General features: G+C 65.4%; 3 protein-coding genes. All 3 read right to left on the minus strand.

Annotated elements, in window-relative coordinates; all coding sequences use genetic code 11:
• A partial coding sequence (locus JHC81_RS14270) for a 5'/3'-nucleotidase SurE (RefSeq protein ID WP_292175779.1) occupies positions 1-268 on the minus strand: 268 nt, incomplete at its 3' end.
• 19 nt (positions 269-287) lie between these two features.
• Positions 288-692 carry a hypothetical protein gene (locus tag JHC81_RS14275; RefSeq protein WP_292175780.1) on the minus strand — a complete coding sequence of 135 codons (405 nt, stop codon included), beginning with the start codon at positions 690-692 and terminating at the stop codon, positions 288-290.
• 3 nt (positions 693-695) lie between these two features.
• Positions 696-2,213: a serine--tRNA ligase gene (gene serS / locus JHC81_RS14280; protein WP_292175781.1), complete on the minus strand. Its 1,518-nt coding sequence runs from the start codon at positions 2,211-2,213 to the stop codon at positions 696-698.
• Between the last annotated feature and the right edge of the window lie 472 nt (positions 2,214-2,685).

Genomic DNA, 2,685 nt, shown 5'->3' on the forward strand with positions numbered 1-2,685 from the left:
CCGACAGCACCAGATCGGGCTTGTCCGGCATCAGATCGTTGACCGCCAGCACGACACAGTCCGTCGGCGTCCCCGTCACCGCGAACCGCTTGTCGCCCAGCCGGTTGACCCGCAGCGGTTCGGTCAGGGTGATCCCCCGCCCCTTGCCCGACTGCTCGGTCTGCGGCGCACATATCCATACGTCGTCAGACAGCCGCGCCGCGATCCGCGCCAGACACTCCAGACCCTCGGCCTCGATCCCGTCGTCGTTGGTCAGCAGTATCCTCAAGCGCGCACCGCCGAACCCATCACCGCAGCACCTCGACCCGATCCGCCTGGATCACCACGTCGCGGCGGCACAGGTTGGCCACGTCCGACCCCTGCAGGTCGATCAGGGCGCTGTCGCCCCGCTGGGACCAGGCCCGCGTGCGACCGAAGAACTTGACCTTCTGGCCCGAGATGTCGCCCGACGCCCGCTGCAGATTGCGCGGCAGGGCCCCGCTGATGCAGGGCGTCGCCCCGCCGGCCAGCAAGCGCGGCTCGGTCTCGTACAGCTGGAACTCCTCGCCCCTCACGCGCACCCAGCCGGTGAACTCGGTCGCCGAGGCATCGACCCAGCTCGGCGCCGGCGCGACATTGTCAGGGCCGGTGGCACAGGCCCCCAGCGTCAGGGCCGAAATGGACAGGACGGCGGCGGCGATCATCGTCTTCATGGCTTACGCTCCCACATGGGTGATGCCACCCATATAGGGCAGCAGGGCCGACGGCACGGCGATCCGCCCGTCCTCCTGCTGATAGTTCTCCATGATGGCGACAAGAGTACGACCGACCGCCAGGCCTGAGCCGTTCAGGGTGTGGACGAACTCGGTCTTCTTCTCGCCCGCCCGCTTGAACCGCGCGTCCATGCGCCGCGCCTGGAAGTCCCCGCAGTTGGAGCAGCTGCTGATCTCGCGATAGGTCCCCTGCGAAGGCAGCCAGACCTCGAGGTCAAAGGTTTTCCGCGCCGAAAAGCCCATGTCGCCCTTGCACAGCAGCATGCGCCGATACGGCAGCTCCAGTTTCTCCAGCACCACCTCGGCACAGCGCACCATCCGCTCGTGCTCGGCCTCGCTATCTTCGGGTTTGGCGATGGAGACCATCTCCACCTTGTGGAACTGGTGCTGGCGGATCAGCCCGCGCGTATCCCGCCCTGCCGACCCCGCCTCGGCCCGGAAGCACGGCGTCAGGGCCGTCAGGCGCATCGGCTCGGCCAAGTCGTCTTCGGCTAGGATCTGCTCACGGACGAGATTGGTCAGGGAGACTTCGGCGGTGGGGATGAGGAAACGGCGATCTGAGAATTCGCCTGCCTTTATCCTTCTCTCCCACCCCGCGCTCAATTCAGCCCAAGCTACGGAGGCGATATGCTCAATAGCGCCCTGCTTGGCTTCTTTAAACTCCGAAGTGTCACCAAGTTCTTCTTTTAGGCGGTCAAGTGTCTGTGGGAAATCGGAAAAATGGTTATCCCAAAACGCGAAAGATTCGCTCCTTCGATTTTCGATGAAGCGTTCGAAGTCGATATTCTCAACTTTAAACAAGTCCTCCTCAAATTTCGGCAGCTGCCCCGTTCCGAACATCGCCTCGTCGCGCACCAAATAAGGCGGATTGACCTCCAGATAGCCGTGCTCGGCCGTCTGCACGTCCAGCATGAACTGGCCGATGGCGCGTTCCAGCCGCGCCAGGCCACCCTTCAGAACCGCGAACCGCGCCCCCGACATCCGCGCCGCCGCCTCGAAGTCCAGCAGCCCCATCGCCTCGCCCAGATCGGCGTGATCCTTGGCCGGGCCTCCTTCACGCGGCGTGCCCCAGCGCGAGATTTCGACATTGCCCGCCTCGTCCTCGCCGTCCGGCACATCGTCCGCTGCCAGCATCTTCTGCGCCGCCAGCAGGTCGCGCAGCGCCTTGCCGGCTTGCGCCTCCACCGCCTCCGACGCCGCAATCTCGCCCTTCAGGCTCTCGACCTCGGCCTTCAGCCGCTCGGCCTCGGCCATGTCCTTCTTCGCCATCGCCGCGCCGATCAGCTTGGACGCCGCATTGCGCCTGGCCAGCGCCTCCTGTCCGGCGGTCTGGGCGCCACGCAGTTCCCGATCCAGTCGCAGCAACTCCTCGACCAGCGCCTCCGCGCCCTCCACCCCACGCGACGACCAGCCGCTCACCCAGGCTTGTGGGTTCTCTCGAATGGCCTTGATGTCGTGCATGGTCGTTCAGTCAGTCTGGGGAAGGAGCCGATGCTCTAGCCTTCAGGACGGAGTCGGGCAAATCCGCCTGTGCCTCTTTTGTCATCCCGGCCGTAGCGAAGCGAAGAGCCGGGACGGCGCGCACATTGCCCCGTGCCTCCCGGACGCCGCGCAGCGGCGAGCCGGGAGACAGGCAGCGGCATCCCCGCAAAGGGATTGGCAACCATCCTGCCAAGCCCCATCCGTCTTCCGGTTCAGTCCTGCGGTCTGACCGGAAGTATCGATGGAAATGGCCCGTCTCGTCCCGGCTCTTCGCTTCGCTTCGGCCGGGATGACAAGGGAGCTCCAAGTAGCGTCCATCTGCTGTGAGTTCGCCGCCAACCCGCGCAAACAAATCCGCCAACCCTCTGATCCCGCTCCACAATCCCGCACGACCAGCGACCTGTCCCCGCCATAGGAAGCGGGTGTGGCAGACTTCTCCCCGTCCCGTCGC

This window comes from Brevundimonas sp., assembly GCF_016463295.1.
Lineage (GTDB): Bacteria > Pseudomonadota > Alphaproteobacteria > Caulobacterales > Caulobacteraceae > Brevundimonas.

What these genes read in the sequence shown, in the direction of transcription:
- JHC81_RS14275 (WP_292175780.1), bottom strand. Translation starts at nt 692, where the DNA reads ATGAAGACGATGATCGCCGCCGCCGTCCTGTCCATTTCGGCCCTGACG.
- serS (WP_292175781.1), bottom strand. Translation starts at nt 2,213, where the DNA reads ATGCACGACATCAAGGCCATTCGAGAGAACCCACAAGCCTGGGTGAGC.